This window comes from Micromonospora sp. NPDC005367, assembly GCF_040606825.1.
GTDB lineage: Bacteria > Actinomycetota > Actinomycetes > Mycobacteriales > Micromonosporaceae > Micromonospora.
Window position 1 is genome coordinate 180,276 of record NZ_JBEXFP010000006.1, and the last position, 23,755, is coordinate 204,030.

General features: G+C 71.8%; 20 protein-coding genes and 1 tRNA gene. 10 read left to right on the top strand and 11 right to left on the bottom strand.

All coding sequences use genetic code 11. The annotated features are described in order from the left end of the window. Positions 1 to 10: 10 nt before the first annotated feature. Both ABZS42_RS07235 and ABZS42_RS07240 read left to right on the top strand, forming a co-directional pair. A complete protein-coding gene (locus ABZS42_RS07235) occupies positions 11 to 1,540 on the top strand; it encodes an FAD-dependent oxidoreductase (protein WP_355143047.1) in 1,530 nt (509 codons plus the stop codon). 304 nt (positions 1,541 to 1,844) lie between these two features. Further along, positions 1,845 to 2,288: an HNH endonuclease gene (locus ABZS42_RS07240; protein WP_355143048.1), complete on the top strand. Its 444-nt coding sequence runs from the start codon at positions 1,845 to 1,847 to the stop codon at positions 2,286 to 2,288. A 106-nt stretch (positions 2,289 to 2,394) separates the two neighbouring features. Here ABZS42_RS07240 and ABZS42_RS07245 read toward each other — a convergent pair whose 3' ends face one another. The 4 genes from ABZS42_RS07245 to ABZS42_RS07260 all read right to left on the bottom strand — a co-directional run bounded on the left by ABZS42_RS07245 (position 2,395) and on the right by ABZS42_RS07260 (position 5,222). Then, positions 2,395 to 3,162 carry an enoyl-CoA hydratase/isomerase family protein gene (locus tag ABZS42_RS07245; protein WP_355143049.1) on the bottom strand — a complete coding sequence of 256 codons (768 nt, stop codon included), beginning with the start codon at positions 3,160 to 3,162 and terminating at the stop codon, positions 2,395 to 2,397. A 201-nt stretch (positions 3,163 to 3,363) separates the two neighbouring features. Beyond that, positions 3,364 to 3,783: a VOC family protein gene (locus ABZS42_RS07250; RefSeq protein WP_355143050.1), complete on the bottom strand. Its 420-nt coding sequence runs from the start codon at positions 3,781 to 3,783 to the stop codon at positions 3,364 to 3,366. A 35-nt stretch (positions 3,784 to 3,818) separates the two neighbouring features. Continuing rightward, complete coding sequence (locus tag ABZS42_RS07255; RefSeq protein WP_355143051.1) at positions 3,819 to 4,217, bottom strand: AraC family transcriptional regulator; 399 nt, start codon at positions 4,215 to 4,217, stop codon at positions 3,819 to 3,821. Between the two features lie 93 nt (positions 4,218 to 4,310). Further along, complete coding sequence (locus ABZS42_RS07260) at positions 4,311 to 5,222, bottom strand: LysR family transcriptional regulator (RefSeq protein ID WP_355143052.1); 912 nt, start codon at positions 5,220 to 5,222, stop codon at positions 4,311 to 4,313. Positions 5,223 to 5,370: 148 nt separating this feature from the next. On the opposite strand from ABZS42_RS07260, the gene mgrA reads away from it, so the two are divergent. The 4 genes from mgrA (at position 5,371) to ABZS42_RS07280 (ending at position 9,175) form a co-directional block, all read left to right on the top strand. Further along, entirely contained in the window at positions 5,371 to 6,402 is a 1,032-nt protein-coding gene (gene mgrA / locus ABZS42_RS07265) for an L-glyceraldehyde 3-phosphate reductase (protein ID WP_355143053.1), read from the top strand. Between the two features lie 188 nt (positions 6,403 to 6,590). After that, complete coding sequence (locus tag ABZS42_RS07270; RefSeq protein ID WP_355143054.1) at positions 6,591 to 7,730, top strand: VanZ family protein; 1,140 nt, start codon at positions 6,591 to 6,593, stop codon at positions 7,728 to 7,730. A 329-nt stretch (positions 7,731 to 8,059) separates the two neighbouring features. Further along, positions 8,060 to 8,983, top strand: a complete 924-nt coding sequence (locus ABZS42_RS07275) for a tetratricopeptide repeat protein (protein ID WP_355143055.1) — start codon at positions 8,060 to 8,062, stop codon at positions 8,981 to 8,983. A 39-nt stretch (positions 8,984 to 9,022) separates the two neighbouring features. Continuing rightward, a complete protein-coding gene (locus ABZS42_RS07280; protein ID WP_355143056.1) occupies positions 9,023 to 9,175 on the top strand; it encodes a hypothetical protein in 153 nt (50 codons plus the stop codon). A 73-nt stretch (positions 9,176 to 9,248) separates the two neighbouring features. Here the strand turns inward: ABZS42_RS07280 and ABZS42_RS07285 are convergent. After that, a tRNA-Thr gene (locus tag ABZS42_RS07285) sits at positions 9,249 to 9,325 on the bottom strand. 353 nt (positions 9,326 to 9,678) lie between these two features. Here ABZS42_RS07285 and ugpC point away from each other — a divergent pair. Beyond that, the gene (gene ugpC / locus ABZS42_RS07290) at positions 9,679 to 10,770 is read left to right on the top strand and encodes a sn-glycerol-3-phosphate ABC transporter ATP-binding protein UgpC (protein WP_355143057.1); all 1,092 of its coding nucleotides are present in this window, start codon (positions 9,679 to 9,681) and stop codon (positions 10,768 to 10,770) included. Positions 10,771 to 10,840: 70 nt separating this feature from the next. Here the strand turns inward: ugpC and rlmB are convergent, their stop codons facing one another. Further along, positions 10,841 to 11,974 (bottom strand): 23S rRNA (guanosine(2251)-2'-O)-methyltransferase RlmB, encoded by a 1,134-nt coding sequence (gene rlmB / locus ABZS42_RS07295; RefSeq protein ID WP_355143058.1) that lies wholly within the window; start codon positions 11,972 to 11,974, stop codon positions 10,841 to 10,843. Beyond that, on the bottom strand, positions 11,974 to 13,392 hold the full coding sequence (gene cysS / locus ABZS42_RS07300) for a cysteine--tRNA ligase (RefSeq protein WP_355143059.1): 1,419 nt from the start codon (positions 13,390 to 13,392) through the stop codon (positions 11,974 to 11,976). The genes rlmB and cysS overlap by 1 nt, the downstream gene beginning before the upstream one ends. 507 nt (positions 13,393 to 13,899) lie before the next feature. On the opposite strand from cysS, the gene ABZS42_RS07305 reads away from it, so the two are divergent. Then, entirely contained in the window at positions 13,900 to 14,553 is a 654-nt protein-coding gene (locus ABZS42_RS07305) for a helix-turn-helix domain-containing protein (protein ID WP_355143078.1), read from the top strand. Between the two features lie 242 nt (positions 14,554 to 14,795). After that, on the top strand, positions 14,796 to 15,842 hold the full coding sequence (locus ABZS42_RS07310) for a hypothetical protein (RefSeq protein ID WP_355143060.1): 1,047 nt from the start codon (positions 14,796 to 14,798) through the stop codon (positions 15,840 to 15,842). A gap of 321 nt (positions 15,843 to 16,163) precedes the next feature. On the opposite strand, the gene ABZS42_RS07315 is transcribed toward ABZS42_RS07310, so the two are convergent. Further along, positions 16,164 to 16,883 carry an HAD family hydrolase gene (locus ABZS42_RS07315; RefSeq protein ID WP_355143061.1) on the bottom strand — a complete coding sequence of 240 codons (720 nt, stop codon included), beginning with the start codon at positions 16,881 to 16,883 and terminating at the stop codon, positions 16,164 to 16,166. A 519-nt stretch (positions 16,884 to 17,402) separates the two neighbouring features. After that, positions 17,403 to 18,368, bottom strand: coding sequence for an EamA family transporter (locus ABZS42_RS07320; RefSeq protein ID WP_355143062.1), 966 nt, complete (start codon positions 18,366 to 18,368; stop codon positions 17,403 to 17,405). 86 nt (positions 18,369 to 18,454) lie between these two features. On the opposite strand from ABZS42_RS07320, the gene ABZS42_RS07325 reads away from it, so the two are divergent. Then, a complete protein-coding gene (locus ABZS42_RS07325; RefSeq protein ID WP_355143063.1) occupies positions 18,455 to 18,997 on the top strand; it encodes a CGNR zinc finger domain-containing protein in 543 nt (180 codons plus the stop codon). A gap of 82 nt (positions 18,998 to 19,079) precedes the next feature. On the opposite strand, the gene ABZS42_RS07330 is transcribed toward ABZS42_RS07325, so the two are convergent. After that, entirely contained in the window at positions 19,080 to 20,489 is a 1,410-nt protein-coding gene (locus ABZS42_RS07330; protein WP_355143064.1) for a class II fumarate hydratase, read from the bottom strand. 45 nt (positions 20,490 to 20,534) lie between these two features. Then, complete coding sequence (locus ABZS42_RS07335) at positions 20,535 to 23,516, bottom strand: BTAD domain-containing putative transcriptional regulator (RefSeq protein ID WP_355143065.1); 2,982 nt, start codon at positions 23,514 to 23,516, stop codon at positions 20,535 to 20,537. Positions 23,517 to 23,755 lie beyond the last annotated feature (239 nt).

Below are 23,755 nucleotides of genomic sequence, written 5' to 3' on the forward strand. Positions count from 1 at the left end.
AGATGGCCTGATGGTGCTGTCGCGGCTGACCGGCCGGCTCCTCGGCGTACGGCGGCACGTCGTCGACCCCGGCGGCGACGGTGCGCCCCGGGTGCCGCACCCGGTGGCCGCGGTCGTGGTGGGGGGCGGGATCGCCGGCATGTCGGCGGCGGTGGTGCTCGCCGAGCGCGGGGTACGGGTGACCGTGCTGGAGTCCTCGGCGACTCTCGGCGGCCGGTTGGCGGCCTGGCCGGAGCAGCTCGCCGACGGTGTGCAGCAGGTGGAGCACGGGTTCCACGCGTTCTTCCGGCAGTACTACAACTGGCGCTCGATCCTGCGCCGGATCGATCCGGCGCTGGGCTTCCTGCGGCCGGTGCCCGGTTACCCGATCCTCGCCGACCGGTGGCCGACCGAGGAGTTCGGCGACCTGCCTGCCGTACCACCGCTGAACCTGCTCGCCCTGCTGGCCCGCAGTCCCAGCATCCGCCTGCCCGACCTGCGGCGGATGGACCGGGACGCCGCGCTGCCGCTGCTCAGCTACCACCCGGTGCGCACGTACGCCGAACTGGACGACACCAGCGCTGACGAACTGCTGGACTCGCTGCGGCTGCCGGACCGGGCCCGCGCGATGCTCTTCGAGGTCTTCGCACACTCCTTCTTCAACCACGAGTCGGAGATGTCGGCCGCCGAGCTGGTCGCCCAGTTCCACTTCTACCTGTTGGGCAACGGGGAGGGGCTGGCGTTCGACGCGCCGGACGAGGACTACACGGCGGCGATCTGGACGCCGTTGGCCCGGCACCTGGAACGGCACGGCGGGCGGGTGCTGACCGGTGCGGCGGCCACCGCGCTGCACCCCACCGGTGCGGGCTGGCGGGTGCTGACCGACGGCGGCATCGGGCACGAGGCAGCGCACGTCGTACTCGCCGTCGATCCGCCCGCGCTCGCCGAGCTGGTCCGCGCCTCCCCCGCACTGGCGGCGCACGCGCCACGGCTGGTGGCCGCCATGCTCCGGTTCGGTGTGCCCGGTCCGCCCTACGCGGTGGCCCGCTACTGGTTCGACGGGGACGTACGGCCCGACCGGGCGATCTTCAACGGCGTCTCCCGTCAGTCCACTCTGGATTCGGTGACGCTCTACCACCGGCTGGAGCGGGAGTCCCGGCGCTGGGCCGAGCGCACCGGCGGCAGCGTGCTCGAGCTGCACGCGTACGCCTGCGAGCCGGACGTGCCCGCCACGGTACTGGCCGAACGGATGCGCGGCGAGCTGGCTGCGCTCTGGCCGGAGGTCGCCGAACTGTCGACCCGCGAGCTGCGCGCCCGGGTGCAGGCGCGGGCGCCGGCCTTCACCCCCGGCAGTCACGCCCAGCGGCCAGGGGTACGCACCGACGCCGACGGCGTCTACCTCGCCGGCGACGGCATCGCCACGGAGTTCCCCAGCGCGTTGATGGAACGTGCGGCGGCGACGGGCATCATCGCGGCCAACCACATCCTGCGCGCGGAGCGCGCAGCGGCCGAACCGGTCTACTCCGTCCGACCGCGCGGTCTGCTCGCCAGGCGAACCTGAACCCGGCCCGCCCCGCCCGGTGACCGCCGCCGTCCGATCGAAATCCGTTGCCCCGGTCGACCGCGCGGACCTACCGTGAGCGCGCAAGGTCAACCGCCGCTCCGGGAGCCGTCCATGTCGATGTCGCACGTCACCACCGTGCCGTCGTGGCTGCTCAGCGACGGTTGCCGAGCCGAAGGTCCCGGAGACGACCGGCCCGACTGACGCGCACCCGCACCCGTCGAGCCGCCCGTCCCACCTCCGGACCGGGCGGCTCGTTCGCTGTCCGGCCCCTGTTCGTCCGTCATCGTGGAGGGAGATTCCGGTGAATGCCGTCCTCGTCGTCAACGCCGACCTCGGCCCGCTGCACCGGGTCACCATCCAGCACGCCATCCGGATGCTCTGCCGCCGGGTTGCCGAGATCCACGAGTCCGATCCGGACCAGGTGATCGGGGTCTTCCCGATGCCCCGGGTGGTCCGACTGGTCCGGTACGTGGTGACCCGTTGGCGGTTCACCGGCGGACCGGCCTGGTCACGGGCGGGGGTGTTACGACGCGACGGCCGCTGCTGCGGCTACTGCGGCGGGCCGGCCGACACCGTCGACCACATCCTGCCCCGCTCGCGCGGCGGCCGGAACACCTGGCGGAACACGACCGCCGCCTGCTACGCGTGCAACCAGCGCAAGGGCGACCGTACGCCGGCCGAGGCGGGCATGCCGCTGCGCCGGGAGGCGCTCGTCCCGGGTTGGGCGGCGCTGGCCGGGCGGTGAGCGGACCGGCCGGCGGGAACGGGGGGCCGCGCCGGAGGGACACCTCCGGCGTGGCACCCGCCGGCCCCTCGCCTCAACGGGCAACCCGACCCGCGAGGCGTCGAGTTCAGTCGGGCGGCGTCCAGGCGAAGCGGGGCGTACGGCGCTCGCGAACGGCTGCGATCCCCTCCCGGGCCTCGCCGCTCTCCGCGACCTTCCGGTGCCACCAGGCGATCCGGGCCGGCCCGGCGCGATCGTCGACGATCTCCTTCGCCGCGGCGACGCTGATCGGCGAGCGCTCGGCGATTGCCGTGGTGATCTCGTCCACCCGGGCGTCGAGCGCCGTTGCGGGCAACACCTCGTCGGCCAGGCCGATCCGCAGGGCCCGCTCAGCGTCGATCAGCTCGGCGGTGAAGAGCAGGAACTTGGCGGCGGACGGGCCGACCAGGCGGGTGAGGCGCCGCGTGGTGGGTGCCGGGTAGACCAGACCGAGCCGGGCCGGCGGTACGCCGAACCGGGCGTCGTCCGCGGCGATCCGCAGGTCACAGGCGACCGCGAGCTGGCAGCCCCCACCGACGCACGCACCCCGTACCGCCGCGATGGTCGGTTTGCCGAAGTCCGCGAGCCGCTCCTCGGCGGCCACCGCGATACTTCCGTCGCCGGCCGCCAGCAGTTCGTCCAGGTCGCCCAGGTCGGCACCGGCGCAGAAGGCGTCACCGGCGCCGGTGAGCACCAACGCGCGGACGGCGGGGTCGGCCTCCAGCCGGTCGAGGATCGGCGGGAGTTGCCGCCACATGTCCGGCGTCATCGCGTTGCGCCGGGCCGGATTGTGGATGATCACTGTCGCCACCGGCCCGGCCACCTCGACGACGAGTTCCGCGTCCGCCACCGTCATCCTCCCTCGCCGCCTGGTGCGAGAGACCTTAACGGCGGTCGCCCGGCAGCCACCACGAGGGATGCCTGCCGGGCGACCATCCGTCCGGGCCCGGGTCAGCTCCGGCCGGCCGGCGCGGCCCGGGCGAGGACCACCGTCACCCAGGCCAAGCCGACGGTCACGGCGAGCCCGAAGCCGACCATGGTCACCGGTCCCGCCCCCTCAGCCCTGCTGGCGCATCTGGCCGATGCGGATCTTGTTGCCGAACGGGTCGCGGATGCCGAAGTCGATCCCGTACGGCTTCTCGGTCGGCTCGTCCGTGATGTCGACGCCCTTGGCGACGAGCGTCTCGTACGTCTTGTGCGCGTCGTCTGTGGTGATGGAGAGCCAACCTCCCATGGCGCCCTTGGTCAGCAGCTCGCGAACCTGCCCGGCGGTCGCCGGGTCGAGCGCCGGCGGGCCGGGCTTCTCCAGCAGGATCTCCCGGTTCTTGTCGCCGGGGACGTTGACCGTGAGCCAGCGCATGAAGCCGAGGTCGACGTCGGTGTTCACCTCGAGGCCGAGCTTGCCGACGTAGAAGTCGAGCGCCTCGTCCTGGTCGAGGACGTAGATCTGGGAGCGGGTCAGCGCGTTCATCGTCATGCCAATGACGCTAGAGGACCGCCCTGACCTGCTGCTTATCCAAAACTGCTGGGTCTGGTCCAAGCCTTGGCGAAGCAGGTCGGCACGTCCACCGGCGCCTTGTGCCTGCGGTACTCGGTCGGCGGCTCCCCGACGATCTGGCGGAAGGTGCGGCTGAAGGTGCCGAGGCTGCTGAAGCCCACGGCGAGGCAGATGTCGGTGATGTCCTGGCCGGTCTGCACCAGCAGGTACATGGCCCGCTCGATCCGCCGCCGCTGCAGGTAACGGTGCGGGGTCTCGCCGAACGTGGCGCGGAACGTGCGGACGAAGTGCGCCTCGGACACGTGGGCTATCCGGGCCAGCGCCGGGATGTCCAGCGGATCGGCGTACGACCGGTCCATCGCGTCCCGGGCGCGCAGCATCGCCCGGTTCGACTCCTCGGCCGCTCGGCTCACCGCTCTCCTCTTCCGCTCACGGCCAGGTTATCGACGCGGTGACCGGGCCTCGACGGCCGCCCGGTCGGGCCGAAACGGCCGTCCAGGCACTGCTCAGCACACCGGGGCCGGCGTGCCCACGGCCCGTTCCGGCAGCGCCATCCGGAGCAGTTCGGCGCTGGCCGGGCCTGGCGGCGCGGACGCCGGGACCGCGACCGACACCTGCCAGGTCGGGGCGTCCGCCGCGGCGAGCGCGGCCACGTGGAGTCCCTTGGCGTGCGGTTTGCGGGTCACCGGCGCCGGCACCAGCGCCACACCGAGACCCTGGTGTACGAAGTCGAGCAGGGTGTGCACGTCGTTGACCTCGACCGAGATCCGCCGCTCGGCGCGCGCCCGGGCGAACGTCTGGTCGTTGACCCGCCGCGCACCCCAGTCGGCGCTGAAGTCGACGAAGTCCTCGTCGAGCAGCGCCGCCACGTCGACGCTCTCCCGCTCGGCGAGCGGGTGCGCAGGGTGACAGAGCAGGACCATCTCCTCGGCGGCGAGCGGCAACAGGCGTACGCCGTCCGGCGCCGGGCCGGGGAGGGCCACGAAGCCAACGTCGAGCCGTCCGAGCCGGATCTGTTCGGCGACGTGTCCGGAGCCGGCGTAGCGCAGCCGGATCTCCACACCGGGGTGTGCCCGGCGGAACGACGCCAGCAGCGGCGGCAGGTCGATCACGCCGAGGCACTGTTCGGTGCCGACGGTTAGGCTGCCCCGCAGCAGTCCACGTACGGCGGCCACGGCGTTACGCGCCGCCGCGGCGCTGGCCAGGGTCCGGTGTGCCTCGGCGAGCAGGGCCCGCCCGGCATCCGTCAACTCGACCCGACGGGTACTTCGGACGAAGAGTTCGGCATCCAGATCCCGCTCCAGCGCCCGGATCGAGGCGGATAATCCGGATTGCGCCACGCGCATCCGCTCCGCCGCCCGGGTGAAGTGGCGTTCCTCAGCGACCGCCACGAAGTACTCCAGGTGCCGCAACTCCATGATTGAGCAGTCTAGGTGCTGAATCTGAGCGCTTTCTGCTGTTGGACGGTGGGGCGATGGCGCTGAAGGCTTGAGCGGCCCGACCTGACCAACGAGATCGGGCAGTGGGAACTGCCACCACCGCCCGTCAATGAACCACAGGAGTGCCGTGAACACCAGCTACGTCGCCGAACCCGATCGGTACGACGCCATGGAGTACCGCCGGACCGGTCGCAGTGGCCTCAAGCTGCCCGCCGTCTCGCTCGGCCTGTGGCACAACTTCGGCGACAACCGCCCGCTGGAGACCCAGCGGGCCATCCTGCGCCGCGCCTTCGACCTGGGCATCACCCACTTCGACCTCGCCAACAACTACGGCCCGCCGTACGGGTCGGCCGAGGAGAACTTCGGTCGCATCCTGGCCGGCGACTTCCGGCCGTACCGGGACGAGCTGATCATCTCGACGAAGGCCGGCTACGACATGTGGCCCGGCCCGTACGGCGAATGGGGTTCCCGCAAGTACCTGACCGCGTCGCTGGACCAGTCGCTCCGGCGGATGGGGCTCGACTACGTCGACATCTTCTACTCGCACCGCTTCGACCCGGACACCCCGCTGGAAGAGACCATGGGCGCGCTGGACGCGGCGGTACGCGCCGGCAAGGCGCTCTACGTCGGCATCTCCTCGTACTCGCCGGCCCGCACGGCCGAGGCCGCCGCGATCCTCCGCGACCTCGGAACTCCCCTGCTCATCCACCAGCCGTCGTACTCGATGTTGAACCGGTGGATCGAGGACGAGCTGCTCGACGTGCTGGAGCGCGACGGGGTTGGCTGCATCGGCTTCTCGCCGCTGGCCCAGGGCATGCTGACCGACCGCTACCTGAACGGGGTGCCCGCGGATTCCCGGGCCAACGCGCAGACGTCGCTGTTCCCGGAGTGGCTCACCGAGGAGAATCTGGGCAAGATCCGGGCGCTGAACGACATCGCCGCCCGGCGCGGGCAGAGCCTCGCACAGCTGGCGATCGCCTGGACGCTGCGCGACCCGCGGATGACCTCCACGGTGCTCGGCGCGAGCAGCGTCGCCCAGCTGGAGGCGAACGTGGCGGCGCTGGAGAACGCCACGTTCACCGCCGAGGAGCTGGCCGAGATCGACCAGTACGCGACCGAGTCCGGCATCAACCTCTGGGCCCGGTCGAGCGCGGACTGACACCGGCACGCGCAGGTCGGGCTGCGGCGGCGGCCCGACCCCCGCGCCGCTCTGGCCGGAACCGGGCGTCCGATCCTCGGAATTACCGTGGACCGCGCACGCGCCCCGCTCGGACCCCGCCGCTGCCTCGTCGCACCCGACGGGTTCCGCCTGGCGAGGCCAGACGTCATCGCCGGAAGTAGCTCCTCATGCACATCACCGAGTCAGTGATCACGCTCGTCCTGTTCGCGCTGCTGGCGCCGGTCGCGATCCTCCCGTGGATCGGCTGGCACTACGCCCACTACGGGCGACTGCGCGGCTGGTCGGCGATGATCGCCGGCGCGGCCGCGCTGTATCTGTGCGGGGTGCTGGCGTTCACCCTGTTCCCGCTGCCACCGAGGACCGCCGCTGCGTGCGTCGGGGACCACCACCAGCTGCGGCCGCTCGCGTCGGTGGCTGACGTGCTGCGCGCCGGCCACGGTGACCTCGTGACCTCGGTCACCAGCACCGAATTCGCACAGGTCGCGCTGAACGTGGTGCTCTTCGTCCCGCTGGGGTTCCTGGTCCGCTACCGGTTCCGGCGCGGCCTGCCGGTCACGGCCCTGCTCGGACTCGGCGGATCCCTGCTGATCGAACTCACCCAGGGCACCGCGGTGTTCGGCCTCTACCCGTGCCCCTACCGGGTCGCCGATGTGGACGACCTGATGACCAACACGCTCGGTGCCGTGGCCGGTTGGCTGATCGCGGTGGCGGTCGGCCGGGTCCTCCCGAGCGCCGTACCCGATCACGTCGAGGACCTCGCCGGCCCGCGACTGCTGCGGCGCGGCCTGGCGATGATCAGCGACCTGGCACTCGCCGCAATCGCGGGCTCCGCCGTTGGGGGCGCGCTGACCCTGCTCGCCGAGCCGCCAGCGCACCACTACCGGACGCTCGTCGACCTGGTCGCCATCGTGGCCGTCGCCCTGGCCACCACGCTCGTCGTACCCCTGCTCCGCCGGGACCGGGCAACCGTCGGCCAGGTGATCTTCGCGTTGGCCCCGGCGCGGGCGGCCGCCGCCGGCGGGTCGCTCGCCGTAGCCGGTCCCGCCAACGTGGTACGGCGATTCGTCGGCTGGTGGTTGCCGGCGGCCGTCCTCATCGGCGTCGAGCACACCAACGTCGTCGCGGCGGTCATGCTGCTGCTCGGCATCGCGGCCCGCGTTCGCCACGATCGCCGCAGCCCGGTGGGTCTCCTCGCGGGCACGGTGACCACCACCCGGGCCGCCCTGCCGGGCCACGATCACGGCCGACAGCCCCAGCCCGTCACCGCTGTCTCGGCCGGCGGTGGTGGTACCGGCCCTGCCGATTGATCTGAACTTCGACCGGCGGTCAGGCCGACCAAGCGGCCGGCCTGACCGCCCATCCTCACGTCCCGACTTCCGCGCTGGAGGTGCGTGACGGCAGGAAGAAGATGCCCGGTTACCGACGGCGTTCCGGGACGCTCCAGTTCGGCTCGTAGCCGGGTGGGCTGCCGGCCCAGCTCGACCATGGGCCGCCCTCGGCTGCGTACCGCCGATGTCATAGATCACTGCATGACAAATCGGTATCAGGACCTGCGCGACACTCCCGCATCCACCGACATCGCGGTCGTGGGTGATACTTCCTTGCCCGCTGATCGAGGGCGACAAGGAGCAGCCGCATGCAGCCGGAGTCCGGAAACGGCGACGATGCCGTCGCACAGGCGCGGGAGCTAGTTCTGGCCAAGCAGTTCGAGCCCGCCGTCGCACTGCTGCGCGAACATCTGACTGCGCATCCGGACGACGGTGTTGGCTGGCGCCGCCTCGCCGGCGCGTTGATTGGGCTCGACGAGGAAGCTGCCGCGGTCGATGCGGCCAGCCGAGCAATCGAGGTCGATTCCGAGGATGCGGTGGCCTACCGCTACCGCGCGCTGGCTAATCAGCTGCTCAGCAGGTACCGGGAGTCGTATGCCGACTCGAAGCGCGCAGTGGAGCTTGCACCCGATGATCACGAGGCGCTGAGCCTGCTCGCCTTGAATGTCCTCGCGGTCGGTCGCGACACGGCACGGTTCAAAGAGCTCATCCAACGAGCGCTCATCGTGAATCCAGGCAGCGCCGCAGCGAGGGGCGCGCTCAGGGGGTATCGGGGGATCCGGCGCCGCACCGTGGCGGTCGCGGCAAACCTTGCGGCCTTCCCGGTCGCGGTCGTACTGCTGTGTGGTTGGTTCGCGGTAGACACCGGCAGGTCGAGCGACGCTCGTTGGATGATCTGGCCCGGCTTTGTCGCCTTAGCCGCCATGGTGGTTAGCGGCCCGCTCACTCGCTCGGCAGAACGAGTGTTCCCGATGCTCACGTTGACCCAGGTGTCCACGGCGGCGATCGTCGCTGGAGTCATCGCGGCCGGTGCGGGGTACGGCGCCACGCGAGCAATCCCAGCCGCAGCCACCCTTGGCCTGACCTCCGTCGCGATATCAGGCTTGTCGGGAATCCCCCTCTCGCGTCGCGGCGCACGAAAAGGCACGCCAAAAGAACCAACGACTGGCCGTAGCTCACCCAGCCGGTTGCGTCACGCAGGTCCTGAAACCGACCTGTCACGCGGGTCCTGAGACCCGACACCGCTGGCAGCCGGCCAGCGTCACACAGTCGTGTCCCTGCTGATGGAGCTGGGCGTTCCGCCGTATGTCGTCCAGGCCATCGCCCGACACGCCGATGTGAAGATCACGCTCAGGGTCTACGCTCACGCCAACCTTGACGCGATGCGTCAGGCGCTCGGCAAGCTCGACGGACGGCTGTCATGAACCGCGTTGCTGTCAGCGTTGCTGTCAACTCGTCGTCTCACGGCGACCATCGGCCGAAAACGCCTGGTGGATTTGGAGCCCCCGGCCGGGATCGAACCGGCGACATCTCGCTTACAAGGCGAGTGCTCTGGCCAGCTGAGCTACAGGGGCGCTGGGTTTCGTGGCCAGCATAGCGAGTGACGTCCGGATTTCCCGCTCGGCAGGCCCTCCCAGCACGGGAAACGTCAACATCCCGACGTCGATCCGAGCGACCGGGGCACCAAGGGGCGGCGATTGATGTCCGCCCGTGCCCGCTTGACCGGAATGCGTACCGGACGGGGTGCCGAAGATCGCTCGCCGCTTGGCAGCGTCCGCAAAGGCGTTTACGGTTCAATGACACGGACGTCATAATCGGCCGCCCTCGACCGGTTCCCTGCCCCCGTTTGGCCGGCGCGACACGCGCCGGTCGCTCCTTCACTCGGATCGTCCGGCACGTTCCTGCCGGTGAAAGGAAGCGCACAACCATGGCTACGGTCACCTACGCCAAGGCGTCCCGGATCTACCCGGGCACCGAGCGTCCCGCCGTCAACCAGCTCGACCTCGAGATCGGCGACGGCGAGTTCCTCGTCCTCGTCGGCCCCTCCGGTTGCGGTAAGTCCACCAGCCTGCGCATGCTCGCCGGCCTCGAGGACGTCGACCAGGGTGCGATCTACATCGACCAGCGCGACGTCACGCACCTCCCCCCGAAGGCCCGCGACATCGCGATGGTCTTCCAGAACTACGCCCTCTACCCGCACATGACGGTGTACGAGAACATGGCGTTCGCGCTGAAGCTCCGCAAGACCCCGAAGTCGGAGATCGACCGGCGGGTCAAGGAGGCGGCCGGTCTGCTCCAGCTGGAGGAGTACCTGGGCCGCAAGCCGAAGGCGCTCTCCGGCGGCCAGCGCCAGCGTGTCGCCATGGGCCGCGCGATCGTGCGTGAGCCGCAGGTCTTCCTGATGGACGAGCCGCTGTCGAACCTCGACGCGAAGCTGCGGGTGCAGACCCGTACCCAGATCGCGTCGCTGCAGGCCAAGCTCGGCGTCACCACCGTCTACGTCACCCACGACCAGGTCGAGGCCATGACCATGGGCCACCGGGTCGCGGTGCTGCTCGACGGTGAGCTTCAGCAGGTGGACACCCCGCGGGCGCTCTACGACACCCCGGCCAACGTCTTCGTCGCCGGCTTCATGGGCTCCCCGGCCATGAACATCAAGACGGTGCCGCTGACCGAGAAGGGCGCCGAGTTCGCCGAGCTGTTGGTGCCGCTGACCCGCGAGCAGGCCGAGGCGGCCAAGGCCGAGGGCGGCGACGGCAAGGTGACCGTCGGCTTCCGTCCGGAGGACGTCGACCTGGTCAGCCCGACCGAGGGCGGCATGCCGATCGTGGTCGAGCTCGTCGAGGACCTGGGCTCCGACGCCAACATCTACGGCCACGCCGCGCTGGGCGGCAACTCGGAGCGTTTCGTCCTGCGGACCGACCGGCGCAACATGCCGAACATGGGTGACACCGTGTTCGTCAAGCCGAACGCCGACCGTACGCACGTCTTCAACGCCGCCACCGGCAAGCGGATCTGACGTACGACCAGAAAAGGGGCGGCCCGCCATCGGCGGACCGCCCCTTTCGTCGTCTGGCTTCGGAACTACCTCACTCGGCGGCCGAACGGCGCCGGGCCACCTCGGCGAGGGTGACCGCGGCCGCGACGCTCGCGTTCAGCGACTCCACGTCCGAGACCATCGGGATACGCACGGTCAGGTCACAGGTCTCCCCGACGAGCCGGGACAACCCGCGCCCCTCCGAGCCCACCACCACGACGACCGGCCCGACGGCGGCTTCCAGGTCGTACAGGTCGGTCTCGCCGTCCGCGTCCAGGCCCACCACCATGAACCCCGCGCTCTGGCACGCCTTCAGCGACCGGGTCAGGTTGGTCACCTGGGCGACCGGGACGCGCGCCGCCGCACCGGCGCTGGTCCGCCAGGCGGTCGCGGTGATGCCGGCGGCCCGCCGCTCGGGTACGAAGACACCCTGCGCGCCGAACGCCGCGGCGGAACGGAGCACCGCGCCGAGGTTGCGCGGGTCGGTGACTCCGTCCAGCGCGACGAGCAGCGGCGCCGGCTGCTCCACGGAAGCCGCCAACATGTCCTCGAACGGCTGGTAGGCGAAGGGCGGCACCTGGAGGCCGACCCCCTGGTGCAGCACACCGCCGGTCATCCGGTCCAGCTCGGCCCGGCTCACCTCGAGGATCGCGATACCCCGGTCGGCGGCCGTCCGGACGATCTCGTTGATCCGGTCGTCGATGTCGATACCCTGGGCGGTGTAGAGCGCGGTCGCCGGCACGCCGGCACGCAGCGACTCCACCACCGGGTTGCGGCCCACCAGCAGCTCGGGCGCGTCCCGGGACGGGTTGGACTTGCGCCCGGGGGCGACCCGCGGGCCGGTCCGACCGGTCGGCTTGCCACCGCGGCCGGCCGCACCGCGACCGCCGCCCGCCGGAACGCCCCGGCCGCCACCCTTGCCCCAGGTGGTGTCCTTGCTGCCGGGCTGACCGATCTTGGGGGCCCGCCCCTCATCGGCTGCGGCCCGACGCTCCTTCTCCTGCTTCCAGGCGGTGCGCTGGGGCAGCTTCTCGGTGCCCGAGTACGCCTTGTGCCAGGGCCGCTCGTCGGCCGGCAGGGTACGCCCCCGGCCGGCGAGGGAGTCCCGGTTCTTACCGCCGGAGCCCTTCGGGGCGCGCGCCTTGGGCGTCAACCGCCGACCGCGACGCTGGGAATTGCCAGCCATCAGATCTTCTGCTCTCCAATAGTCCAACGGGGGCCCTGCGGGGTGTCCTCGACCACCACACCGGCCTGCTTGAGCTGGTCACGTACGGCGTCCGCAGCGGCCCAGTCCTTACGGGCGCGGGCCTGCGCGCGCTGCTCCAAGGCCAGAGCCACGAGGGAATCCACCACATCACGCAGGTCGTCCGCCTGGCCGCCGGCGCTCCACGCCGGGTCGAGGGGGTCGATGCCGAGGATATCCAGCATCGCGCGGGTGGCGGCCAGCGCCGTGCGGACGGTCACATCGTCACCGCCCGTCAACGCGGAGTTGCCGTCCCGGACAACCTCGTGCAATACGGCCAGCGCGGCGGAGGTGTTCAGGTCGTCGTCCATCGCCTCGACGAACGGGGCCGGCAACTCGCCGAGCAGACCGGGACCGACCCGCTCGGCGGCCCGCTGCACGAACCCCTCGATCCGCCGGTACGCGGTGGCCGCCTCGCGGAGGGCCTCCTCCGAGTAGTCGATCCGGGAGCGGTAGTGCGCCGCCGCGTAGTAGTAGCGCAGCTCCACCGGCCGTACGCCGAGCGACCGGACGTACGCCAGGTCGAGGGTGTTGCCGAGCGACTTGCCCATCTTCGCTCCGCCGATGCTGAGCAGGCCGTGGTGCACCCAGTAGCGGGCGAAGGGCAGGCCGGCGGACCTCGACTGGGCCAGCTCGTTCTCGTGGTGCGGGAAGGTCAGGTCGAGCCCGCCGCCGTGGATGTCGAACTCCGCCCCCAGATAGCGCCAGCACATCGCCGAGCACTCGATGTGCCAGCCCGGACGACCCCGGCCCCACGGCGACGGCCAGTACGCGTCCGCCGGCTCGTCAGGCTTGGCGCCCTTCCACAGGGCGAAGTCACGCGGGTCGCGCTTGCCCCGGTCGGGGGCGTCGCCGGCCGACTGCATGTCGTCGGGCGACTGGTTGGACAACGACCCGTACTCCGGCCAGGACCTGACATCGAAGTAGACGTCGCCGGAGCCGTCGAGCGCCGGGTAGGCGTGCCCGTCGGCGATCAGCTTGCCGATCAGCTCGTGCATCTCCGGGATGTGCCCGGTCGCCCGCGGCTCGTACGTCGGCGGCAACACGTTGAGCTGCCGGTACGCATCAGCCAGGATCTGCTCGTTGGCGTACGCGATCGACCAGAACGGCCGCCCCTGCTCCTGCGCCTTGACCAGGATCTTGTCGTCGATGTCGGTCAGGTTGCGGACGAACGTGACCTGGTAGCCCTCGGCGGTCATCCAACGGCGCAGGATGTCGTAGTTCACTCCGGAGCGAAGGTGACCGATGTGTGGCGGCGCCTGGAGGGTGAGACCACACAGGTAGACGGCCACCTTGCCGGCTTCGCGGGGAACGAACTCCCGGACCGATCGGGTGGCGGTGTCGTACAAGCGCAGCGTCACCGTACAAGGGTAGCCGTCCGCGTATCTCCGGGCCGCCCGGTGGCTCGTCGTACGCTCGCTGTCATGGACACGGCGGCACGGCTCGGCGGCGGCGCAGCGGGCCATGCCGCGAACCCGTCCGGAGCGGCATCGACGCGGGGCGACGACCCGGTGATCCGGCCAAGCGGCCGGGCCGGACGCCAGCGCGACCCGGGCCCGGCGGCCATCGCCAGCAGGGCCCCGACCGGCGGCGAACCGGACGACGGGGCGTCTCCGGCCGGCATCGCCCGCCGCACCGAACCCCCCACCCGCCCAACCGCGAGCCCACGCGACCCGCAGCCGGTGAACGACGGCACGCCTCCCGCCCATGGCACCCGCCGCACCGAAACCCCCACCAGCCAAGCCACGAGCCCACGCCACCCGCGGCCGGTCAACGACAGCACGTCTCCCGCCCACGGCACCCGCCGCACCGAATCCCCCACCCGCCCGACCGCGAGCCCACGCGACCCGGGACCGGTCGCCGGGGCGATGGCGGGCGAGACGACGGTGCGCGCCGGCGAGTCGGCGCAGACCCTGGACCGGGGATTGCGCCTGCTGCACCTGGTGGCGGAGGCACCGAACGGGTTGACCGTGACCGAGGCCGCCAACCGGCTGGGCATCGGCCGGGCCGCGGTGTACCGGCTCGCCGGCCCGCTGACCGGGCACGGCATGCTGCGCCGCGACGAGGCCGGCCGGCTGCGGCTGGGCGCGGGCGTCCTGCACCTGGCCCGGCGGGCGCAGCCGCTGCTGGCGGAGGGCGCGCTCCCCGCTCTGCGTCGGCTCGCCGAACAGGCCGGTGCCACCGCGCACCTGACCGTCGTCGAGGGCGGGGAGGGCGTGGCCCTCGCGGTGGTCGAGCCGAGCTGGACGTCGTTCCATGTCGCGTACCGGACGGGGGCGCGGCATCCACTGGAGCGGGGTGCCGCCGGCCGGGCGATCCTGGCCGGCCGGGCGGGTTCCGCCGACCCGGTGAGCAGCAGCGGGGAGTTGCAGGCCGGGGCGTACGGGGTGGCCGCGCCGGTGCTCGGCGTGCCCGGTCTGGAGGCGAGCGTCGGCGTGGTCGCGCTCGCCCCGCTGGATGTCGAGGCGGTCGGCAGCCAGGTACGCACTGCTGCCGCCGCGATCGCCACGGCCCTCGGCTGAAGGGCGAGCCACCCCGCCCCGAGGTGATCGACTCGGGTTCAAGGAAGTCGGGGTGTCCGGCTCGGGTCAACACCCCGACTTCATGAATCCCGAGTCGATCAGGCCAGGCAGCCCGGCAACCCGGTGCCGGTACCACATGTGCCGGGCCGTTGGGAGGTTGTCCACAGGTAGCTCCTGGCCGGCCGGTCGCTGTTGTCCACAGGGGTGCCGGTGGCCGGTGGACGGGCGGCACGCTCGTCGACATGCCACCTCAACCGCATCGACCCGACGCCCTCACCTGGCAGGTCTTTCGCGGCTCCACCGCGATCCGACAGGGGTTGCTCACCGAGCATCAGCTCCGCAGCGGGGCCTGGATCCGGCTGCGCCACGACGTGTACGCCGACGCGCGGCTCGACCGGGACCATGCCCTCACCTGCCGGGCGGCGCTGCTCCGCCTGCCTCCCGGAGTCTTGATCGCCGGCCCGTCAGCCGCCTACCTGCACGGCGTCGACCACGCCGCGACCTTCACCGACGACGTTCACGTGCTGGTGCCACCGCAGATGCGGATCGGTGCCCAGCAGGGTCTCCGCCTGCACGTCGGCGGCGCCGACCTGGCACCGGCACCCAGGAGCGCGGCCCCGGAACGGAGACCCCTCGCACTCGACGCGATCGGGCGATCCGGGCCGGCAGCCACGGCGACGATCGATCGACGGACGCCGGACACCGGGTCAGGCCTCCCCTCGGGCCGCCACCGCTCGGCCGGCACCAGGCCCTCCCCGACCGTCCTGCCGCGTACCAGCTCCGCCCAGGCAGCCTGGGAGACCGCGGTCTGGCTGGAGCCGATCCGCGCGGTGGGCATCGTCGACACACTGCTCGCCAGTGGGCTCACCGACCAGGGGGCGTTGGCCACCATCGCCGACGCGAACGTCGGTCGGCCGGGTGCGCAACGTGCGCGTTGGGTGTTCGGCCTGGCCGATCCTGCCGCCCAGTCGCCGCCGGAATCGCACCTACGCGTCCGGCTGGTGCTGGCCGGTCTGCCCCGGCCAGTGGCACAACATCCGGTACGCCTGCCCACCGGTCTGGTCCTCCACCCCGACCTCGCCTGGCCGCGGTTCCGGGTGGCGATCGAGTACGACGGCCACTGGCACTCCGATCCGGATCGGCTGCACACCGACCGGAAGCGGCTCAACCAGTTGGTCGCCGCCGGCTGGCTCGTGCTCCACGTGACGAGCCGCCGTATGCACAACGACTTCCCGAACGTGCTGCGCGAGGTCCGGGCCGCGCTGATCGCCCGAGGCTGGCGGCGCTGACCGCGCGGGATCAGCGGCACTGACCACGCGGGACCGGCGGCGCTGACCGCGCGGGGCTGGTGGTGCCGGTCAACCCTCTCGACTGGCCCGTCCAAACAACCGGCCTTCCGGCGACCCGCCATTCACTACTCGCCACCAGCCACCAGCCACCAGCCACCAGGGTCCGATGATCCGCCAGCGCCCGCCGAGATCAACGTCGAATGATCGGCCAGCCCTCGTCGAGATCGACTCACCCGCTGACGTACCCGACCTGTCTGACGCGTCTTGGTCAACTCGTCCTCAAGGAAGTTGGGGTATCCGCGCCGGCCGGACACCCCGACTTTATGGAACTCGGGAATGGTCAGCCGAAAATTCGTCGGCCACGTCGGCAAGGTCGGCCAACAGGTCCGGCAGCTCCGTCACCGTGGACACCTGCCCGTCCGGGAACACATCGGCCGGGCAGGGCAACCCCAAGCGGTTGAGCCACACCGCGCGCAGCCCAGCCCGTTGGGCGGCGACCACATCGTGGTCGAGTGAGTCCCCCACGTACAGCACCCGCGATGCCGAGACACCCGCCGCCTCGACCACCGCCGCGTAGAACTCGGGTGCCGGTTTCTTGGGCAGTCCGTTCTCGTGCGCGTACAGCTCGAACGCGAACTCTCCGGCGAGGCCGCAACGCTCAGCGCGGCTGTTGCCGTTGGTGGCGAACCCCAGCGTCCACCGCTGGCGCAGCACGGCCAGCGCCGGCAGCACGTCCGGAAAGGGCCGAGTGAGCGCGAATCGCCGGGCGAAGAACAGAGCGGCGATGTCATCGAGGTGCGCGTCGAGCCCAGCCCGTGACAGGGAACGCGCCAGCGCCGCCCGGCGGATCTCCGTGACCGGCGCGGCCGTTGATCCGCCGAACACCGCCGCCCAGTCCGACTCCAAGTCGGCTAGCGACACGTCGGCGGCCGCCGGAGTCAGCCGTCGCATCGCTTCGAGTACGGCCACAAGCCCGCCGGTCACCGCCGGACGAAGGTCGATCAGTGTTTCGTCGGCGTCGAAAACGATGGTGGTCAGCACGATCACGAGGGTGACATCATCGACGGTCGTACGCGACCCCAGTTCGGCCCATCCGATCGTCCCCTGGCCGCTTGAGCTGTGCCCGAACCGTCGGACCCGCCTAGGTCAACTCGTCTTCAAGGAAGTCGGGGTATCCGCGCGAGCAGGACACCCCGACTTCATGGAACTCGGGAATGATCAAGCGCGAATCCAGGCAGGCAGCGCCAAACAGGACCGGGCCGGGCAGGACAAGGCCGGGCGCGACCGGGCCGGGCCGGGCGCGACCAGGCCGGGCAGGGCAGGGCGCGACCAGGCCGGGCAGGACCGGGCCGGGCGCGACCAGGCCGGGCAGGGCCGGGCAGGACCGGGCGCGACCAGGCCGGGCAGGGCCGGGCAGGACCGGGCCGGGCCGGGCAGGACAAGGCCCGGCAGGGCCAGGCAGGGCCAGGCAGGGCCAGGCAGGGCCAAGGCCTACCTGGGCAGGCCAGGCAGGGGCGGGGAAAGCAGGCCAGGCAGAGCCGGGGAGAACGGGGCGGGCGGTCAGCGGTCGGCGGCGAGGAGCGGTTCGGGGAGCGCGTCGGTCGCCACCTGCGTGCGGCGCAGTTCGTCGAGACGGACGAGCGCGACACCGGCCACGATGAGCACGCCGCCGAACAGTTGCACCACCTTCGGCAGTTCTCCGAGAACCAGCCAGGCGATGAGGACGGCGAACATGACCTCGGTCAGCCCGACGAACGACGACAGGCGAGGGCCGAGGATTCGCGCGCCGGCGATCCCCGTCAGGTACGCGACCACGGCGGCCACCAGGGAGAGGCCGGCGACCGGCACGAGCCAGCTGGTCTGCCGGCCGCCAAAGCTAACCTCGACGAAGACGGCGTGCAGCGGCAGCACTCCGACGAGTCCGAGGACGGCGAGTGCGGCGGCGCCGACGCCCATGCCGCCGCTGGCGAGCACCACCGAGGGGAGTTGGGTGTCGACCCGGCCGGCGAGCACGTAGTAGCCGGCCAGGCCCACGGCGGCACCGAGCCCCCAGAGCACGCCGAGCACGTCGAGCCGTGCGGCGCCGGTGAGGTCGAGCACGAAGACCAGCCCGGCCAGCGCCGCCACCGCGCCGGCGACGGTCAGCCGACGAGGGCGCTGCTTGTGGACCAGCCACGTCCAGGCCACGACCAGGATGATGCCCAGGTACTCCAGGAGCAGGGCGACGCCGACCGGCAGGTAGCGGACGGCGTTGAAGAAGCACACCTGGGCGAGCGCGACGCCGAGCAGCCCGAAGAGGCCGACCACGCCGAGGTTGCGGCGCAGCACGGGCCACCGGCCGCGCAGCGAGAGCGCGGCGGGCAGGGCGAGCACCAGCGCGGCGATCCCGACCCGGGCGATGACGGCGGACGGGGCCGACCAGCCGGCGTCGATCAGTGACCGTGCGAAGGTGCCCGAGGTGGCGAACGTGACGGCGGAGAGCAGAGCGAGACCGAGGCCGGAACCGGCGGCAGATGGCTTCTGCATCAGGCGCTCCTTGGCACGTACCGCTGGTCATGGGCAAACTAGGGTTATGCCGATGACGCTAGGCGGCCAGCTCGACAGGAGTCAAGTTGCTTTTTGCCCATGACACCGAGTGCTCGTTGATTGCCGCCGCCGCCCTCGTCAACACCGCCGGTCCCGGCGAGGGGCTACCCGACGTGGCCGCGCTGGACGAGTTCTACGTCGCGCACGCCTACACCGGGCGGCACGAGCACACCGAGGCAGAGCTGGCGTCGGTACGCGAGCTCAGGCCCCGGCTCCGCCGGCTCTGGGACGCGGACGTCCACGAGGTCGTCACCATCGTCAACGGACTGCTCCGCGAGCACGACGCCCTGCCGCAGCTCATCACGCACGACGACGAGCCGTACCACTTCCACGCCGTACCCCGGAACGCTCCGCTGGCGACCCGGATGGCGGTCGAGGCGGCCATGGCGGTCGCGGACCTGATCCGCAGCGGCGAGTTGAACCGGCTGCGCATCTGCGCCCACCCCGACTGCGACAACGTGGTCGTCGACCTCTCCCGCAACCGCTCGCGGCGGTTCTGTGAGGCGGGCTGCGGCAACCGCGCCGCCGTCACCGCGTACCGGGCCCGCAAGGCGGCCGCACGCGGCTGACCGGGACGCGCTCGGCCGCGCCTCCACCCCGGACCGCGCCGCGCCGGCCCGGGGACGGACCGGCGGGCGGGGGCAGGGGTGCTCAGGGGTGGGTCATCCGGAGCAGGTCGAGCGCCTCATCGAGCTGGGTCTCGGTGAGCTTCCCCGAGTCCACGTGCCCGCGGGAGAGCACCACCTCGCGAATCGAGATCTGCTTCGCGAGCGCCTCCTTGGCGATCGAGGCGGCCTCGTCGTACCCCAGATGGCGGTTGAGCGGGGTGACGATCGACGGCGAGCCCTCGGCGTACGCCAGTGCGACCTCGGCGTCCGCGACCAGCCCGGCCACCAGGCGGTCGGCGAAGAGCCGGCTCGACGCGGCCAGCAACTTGATGGACTCCAGCAGGTTGCGGCCCATCACCGGCAGCATCACGTTCAACTCGAAGTCGCCCTGACTACCGGCGAACGCCACGGCGGCGTCGTTGCCGATCACCTGCGCGCAGACCTGCCGCATCGCCTCGGCGACGACCGGGTTCACCTTGCCAGGCATGATCGACGAGCCGGGCTGGAGGTCGGGGATGCGCAGCTCGCGCAGACCGGCGCGGGGCCCGGAGCCCATCCAGCGGATGTCGTTGGCGATCTTGTAGAGCCCGACCGCGATGGTGCGGAGCTGGCCGGACGTCTCGACCAGCGCGTCCCGGGCGCCCTGCGCCTCGAAGTGGTTACGCGCCTCGGTCAGCGGCAGCCCGGTCGACTCGCGCAGCTTGCCGATCACCGCGGCGGCGAAGCCGAGCGGGGTGTTGATACCGGTGCCCACCGCGGTGCCGCCCAACGGCAGCTCGGCGAGCCGGGGCAGCACCGTCTCCAGCCGCTCGAGGCCGTACCGGACCTGCGCCGCGTACCCGCCGAACTCCTGCCCCAGAGTGACCGGGGTGGCGTCCATCAGATGGGTACGCCCCGCCTTCACCACGGTCTCGAACTCGGCCGACTTCTCCTCCAGCGCCTCGGCCAGGTGCCTGAGCGAGGGCATCAGGTCCTCCACCACGAACTGGGTGGCGGCCAGGTGGATCGAGGACGGGAAGACGTCGTTGCTGGACTGGGAGGCGTTCACGTCGTCGTTCGGGTGCACGTCACGGCCCAGCTCCCGGCCGGCCAGTGTGGCGATCACCTCGTTGGCGTTCATGTTGGACGACGTGCCGGAGCCGGTCTGGAAGACGTCGATCGGAAACTGGTCGTCGTAGCCACCGTCGGCGACGTGCGCCGCCGCCGCCTCGATGGCCGCCGCCACGTTCGCGTCGATCACCCCCAGCTCGCCGTTGATTTGCGCCGCAGCGCCCTTGATCTGTGCCAGGGCCTTGATCTGTGCCGGCTCGATTCCTCGGCCGGAGATCGGGAAGTTCTGCACGGCACGCTGCGTCTGCGCCCGCCACAGCGCCTCGGCGGGCACCTCCACCTCGCCCATCGAGTCGCGTTCGATCCGGTAACCCGTCACGTCTGGATTCGTCACGCGTACCATCCTGCCGCGCCCTACGGCGGTGTGCAGATGATCGCGACGAGCGCCTCACTCCGGATCGGCCAACAGCCGTTCCACCTCGTGCCGCTCCGGCGCCCCGAACTCACGGAACAGCGCCTGCGCCCGGGCCCAGTACGCCCGCGCGGCGGCCGGGTCGGTGCCGACCAGGCAGCGGGCGATCCCGTCCAGCGCGCGGGCCTGCTCGTACCGTGCGTTGAGCCGGGTGGCGTCCGCCAGCACCCGCCGGTGCAGGTCCAACGCGCTGGCCGCATCACCCTGGTCCAGTAGGGCCCGGGCGAGCAGGTTCCGCGAGGCGCACTGCCCGCTGCGGTCACCGGCCTCCGTCATCGACAGCAACGCCTCCCGGTGCAGGCTCATCGCCGCCTCCGGGTGGCCGCTGACCCGTTCCAGCACACCGATCTCGTTGAGCAGCTCGCCGACGCCGTACCAGTTGCCGAGCCGGCGCTTGATCGCGAGTGCGGCGCGCAGCCGCCGGAGGGCGGGCTCGCCGTGCCCCATCCGGGCCCGGGCCATCGCGATGTGGCCCAGGGCGTTGGCGCTGTCGTAGAGGGTGCCGGCCGTACGCGCCAGCATCAGGTGTTGACGGGACACCGCCAGCGCCTCGTCCAACCGCCCGGCACTCAACAGGACGGACGCCTGGTTGTTGAAGACCGCCACGACGCCGGCGGCATGCCCCTCCCGCCGGACGATGTTCAGCGCCTCGGTCAGGTGTTGCAACGCGGCCGGCACGTTGCCGAGGATCGCCTGGACCGCTGCCACGTTCTTGTGCGTGCCGGCCCGTCCCAACGGGTCACCCAGCCGCTCGCGCAGGCTGAGGGCGAGCTCCATCGAGGCCAGCGCCTCCGCGTAGCGGCCCACCCGGTGGTATCCGGAGGCGAGGTAGTTGTGCATGGTGGCGATCGCGGCCTCGTCGCCGAGGCGCTCGGCAGCCCGCAGCCCGATCGTGTGCGCCTCGATCAACTCGTCCGGGTGGCCGGACGCGTACCAGTAGCTCCACCCCGCGAAGGCGAGCTGCCAGCAGTAGTCGTACCGGCCCTCCGCCTCGGCGAGCCGGATCATGGCGGTCACGCTGGCCCGGTTCTCGTCGAGCCAATCCAGGTTCGGCGGCGTACCGGTCTCCACGAGATCGGGGCGGAGCATCGGTGGCCGCCGGAAAGGCGCCCGGCTCGCCGACCGCTCGACCTGGCTGGAAGCCAGCAGGACCAGGTGCAGGCAGACGTTGAACATCCGCTCCACCGCCGCCGAACGCTCGGCGGCGCGCGCCGGCTCGGCCATCAGCCGTCGCGCGTAGTCGCGTACCAGGTCGTGGAAGCGGAACAGTCCCGGCTCCGGCTCGTCGACCAGGTGCACGTCGACCAACTCGTCGAGCAGGTGCTGCGCCTCGCTCATCGACACGTCGGCGAGCGCCGCGACCATCACGACGTCGAACCGCGCTCCCGGGTGCAACCCGAGCAGCCGGAACATCCGCTGGGCGGTCGGGGTGACCTGCGCGTACGACAGGGCGAAGGCCTGACCGACGGAGCGGTCGCCGGCCACCAGCTGGCTCAGCGCGTCCGGTCCGGCGGCGAGTCGCGCGGCCAGGTCGGCGATGCGCCAGCGGGGCCGGTGCGCGAGCCTTGCCCCGGCGAGCCGGATCGCCAGCGGCAGACATCCGCACCGGCGGACCACCTCGGCGGCGGCCTCTGGTTCGGCGGCCACCCGCTCGACGCCCGCCACCCGCGCGAGCAACTCGATCCCCTCGTCGGGGTCGAGGACACCGAGCGACGACGGCCGTCCCTCGTCCAGGCCGGTCAGGCGGCGCCGGCTCGTGATCAGCGTCAGGGTGCCCGGGCCGCTGGGCAGCAGCGGGGCCACCTGGGCCGCCGACGCCGCGTTGTCCAGCACCACCACCGCCCGCCGGTCGGCCAGCTCGCTGCGCCAGAGGGCGGCCCGCTCGTCGACGTCGGCCGGTATGCGATCCCCGGGTACGCCGAGCTGGCGCAGCAGAGCGGCGAGCGCCGCGACCGGTAGCAGCGGCTCCCGGTCGCTGTGGCCGTGCAGGTCGATGAAGAGCTGTGCGTCGGGGTAGCGGTCGGCCAGCGCGGTGGCTAGGTGGACCGCCAGGGTCGTCTTACCGCTGCCGGCCATCCCGTCGATCAGCTGGACCCGGGTGTGATCCTCCTCGATTTCCTTGATCAGTCGCGTCAAGGTCTCCTGGCGGCCGGTGAAGTCGCTGATGGCCCGGGGCAGGACGCGGACCGGAACGCTGCGGCGCTCCTGCGGCCGGGCCAGCGCCAGGTCGCCGGCGAGCACGCGTTGGTGGAGTTCCTGCAGTGCGACGCCGGGCTCGATGCCCAGCTCCTCGGCGTAGAGCCGGCGCCCCTCGCGGTAGACGGCGAGCGCGTCCGCCTGCCGGCCGACTGCGGACAGGGCGAGCATGACCTGGCCGCGCAGCCGCTCGCGGAGCGGGTAGCGGGCCATGGTCTCGGTCAGCACGTCGAGGATCTCGGCCGCGTCGCCGAGACGCAGCTCGACGTCCACGCACTCTTCCAGCGCGGCGAGTCCCTGCTCGTCGAGGGTCTGCGCTCGCCGTCGTACGCTCCGGCTGGTGATTCCGCTCAGCGCCGGCCCGCGCCAGAGTGCGAGCGCGTCCCGGAAGTGGCAGCGCGCCTCGGCCAGCTGGTCGGCGGCGAGGGCGGCCCGGGCGGCCTCCACGCCCCGGGCGAACACGTCGGCGTCCACCTCGCCGGGCTCGGTGCTGATGGCATAGCCGACGGGGTCGCTGAGGATGGCCGCCGGGGGGAGTCCGAGCTGGGCGAACCGGCGGCGTAGGCGGGACACGCAGGTCTGTACCTGGGCGCGGGCGGTGGCCGGTGGCCGCTCCTCCCAGATCGCGTCGACGAGTTCCTCCACCGGCACGATCCGGTTGGGCCGCAGCAGCAGCATGGCGAGCACGGTCCGATCCCGCCCGGCGGTGACGGTGGCCTCGCCGGCACCGACCCGTAGGGGCCCCAGGATCCCGAACCGCATTCCCGCTCCCGTCCGAACCGGCGTAACGATCGCAGCGTAGCCCGCTGCTGACAGAAGGTCTCCGGCTGGTGATAGCGATGTGAGAGTGGATCGGCAGTGGACAGGACCAGTCTTGACGTGGGGTGTCGGTACCGACACCCGACGGGGGCGCACCGCCCCCGTCGGTGCAACTGGCGGTCTTCGAGCACGACCGGCCGGTGGGTGTGCAGCAGATGTCCGGCCGTGACTTCGCCGTGCTC

Excerpts from the sequence above, each read along its gene's own strand:
- ABZS42_RS07320 (WP_355143062.1), bottom strand. The coding sequence starts at position 18,368 with ATGCAGAAGCCATCTGCCGCCGGTTCCGGCCTCGGTCTCGCTCTGCTC.
- rlmB (WP_355143058.1), bottom strand. The coding sequence starts at position 11,974 with ATGGCTGGCAATTCCCAGCGTCGCGGTCGGCGGTTGACGCCCAAGGCG.
- ABZS42_RS07260 (WP_355143052.1), bottom strand. The coding sequence starts at position 5,222 with ATGGAGTTGCGGCACCTGGAGTACTTCGTGGCGGTCGCTGAGGAACGC.
- ugpC (WP_355143057.1), top strand. The coding sequence starts at position 9,679 with ATGGCTACGGTCACCTACGCCAAGGCGTCCCGGATCTACCCGGGCACC.
- ABZS42_RS07305 (WP_355143078.1), top strand. The coding sequence starts at position 13,900 with ATGGCGGGCGAGACGACGGTGCGCGCCGGCGAGTCGGCGCAGACCCTG.
- ABZS42_RS07335 (WP_355143065.1), bottom strand. The coding sequence starts at position 23,516 with ATGCGGTTCGGGATCCTGGGGCCCCTACGGGTCGGTGCCGGCGAGGCC.
- ABZS42_RS07250 (WP_355143050.1), bottom strand. The coding sequence starts at position 3,783 with ATGACGATGAACGCGCTGACCCGCTCCCAGATCTACGTCCTCGACCAG.
- ABZS42_RS07275 (WP_355143055.1), top strand. The coding sequence starts at position 8,060 with ATGCAGCCGGAGTCCGGAAACGGCGACGATGCCGTCGCACAGGCGCGG.
- ABZS42_RS07245 (WP_355143049.1), bottom strand. The coding sequence starts at position 3,162 with ATGACGGTGGCGGACGCGGAACTCGTCGTCGAGGTGGCCGGGCCGGTG.
- ABZS42_RS07330 (WP_355143064.1), bottom strand. The coding sequence starts at position 20,489 with ATGGTACGCGTGACGAATCCAGACGTGACGGGTTACCGGATCGAACGC.
- ABZS42_RS07270 (WP_355143054.1), top strand. The coding sequence starts at position 6,591 with ATGCACATCACCGAGTCAGTGATCACGCTCGTCCTGTTCGCGCTGCTG.
- ABZS42_RS07310 (WP_355143060.1), top strand. The coding sequence starts at position 14,796 with ATGCCACCTCAACCGCATCGACCCGACGCCCTCACCTGGCAGGTCTTT.
- ABZS42_RS07235 (WP_355143047.1), top strand. The coding sequence starts at position 11 with ATGGTGCTGTCGCGGCTGACCGGCCGGCTCCTCGGCGTACGGCGGCAC.